The sequence below is a fragment of the Pseudomonas sp. Pf153 genome (assembly GCF_001269775.1).
GTDB classification, from domain to species: domain Bacteria; phylum Pseudomonadota; class Gammaproteobacteria; order Pseudomonadales; family Pseudomonadaceae; genus Aquipseudomonas; species Aquipseudomonas uvaldensis.
On sequence record NZ_LHVL01000007.1, the window covers coordinates 1 to 712 of the forward strand.

The window sequence follows — 712 nt, forward strand, 5'->3', positions numbered from 1 at the left end:
ACGGACAAGGAAGCGCCATTCCAGGCCCTGCCGGACGCGTAACCCGAGGATTGCAACGATGTTCAATGACTTGAGTCGCCTGGGTAAATACCTCGGTCAGGCCGCCCGCCTGATGGTCGGCATGCCTGACTACGACAACTACGTCGAGCACATGCAAACCAAGCACCCGGACAAGCCGCTGATGGACTACGAGGCGTTCTTCCGAGAACGCCAGGAGGCCCGTTACGGCGGCAAGGGCGGGCCGAAGTGCTGCTAAGGCGCTGGGCCAGAATAATGAAGTAACCCTTGTGGGAGCGAGCTCTGTGGGAGCAAGGCTTGCCCGCGATGCAGACACCTCGGTTTATCCTGATACCGAGGCGATGCCATCGCGGGCAAGCCTTGCTCCCACAGAGGCTCGCTCCCACATTGGTTTTTTGGTGTCCCCAAAATCGCGTACACGACTGGCCCCCGGTATGACTCACCCACATAGGTTACAAATCAGTTCACTCACATAGGTAACAGTTTTTAACTGGCAGGGTCGGTTTTCGAGGATCTGCCCATGCCATGGCGAGAGCTGAAACCTATGGACCTGAAACTGCTATTCATCGCGGACTACATCAAAGGCCCGCCCAGCTTCAGTGCGCTTTGCCAGGCTTACGAGATCAGTCGCAAGACTGGCTATAAATGGGTCGAGCGGTATGAGAAGGAAGGGCCTGCCGGACTGGAAGAACAT

2 protein-coding genes are annotated in these 712 nt (G+C 57.0%); both read left to right on the forward strand.

The features are described 5' to 3' along the window. Positions 1-58 precede the first annotated feature (58 nt). A complete protein-coding gene (locus AD666_RS03105; protein ID WP_003201656.1) occupies positions 59-256 on the forward strand; it encodes a YbdD/YjiX family protein in 198 nt (65 codons plus the stop codon). Between the two features lie 282 nt (positions 257-538). Continuing rightward, positions 539-712 (forward strand): helix-turn-helix domain-containing protein (locus tag AD666_RS25755; RefSeq protein WP_082339656.1); only part of this gene is annotated, 174 nt, incomplete at its 3' end.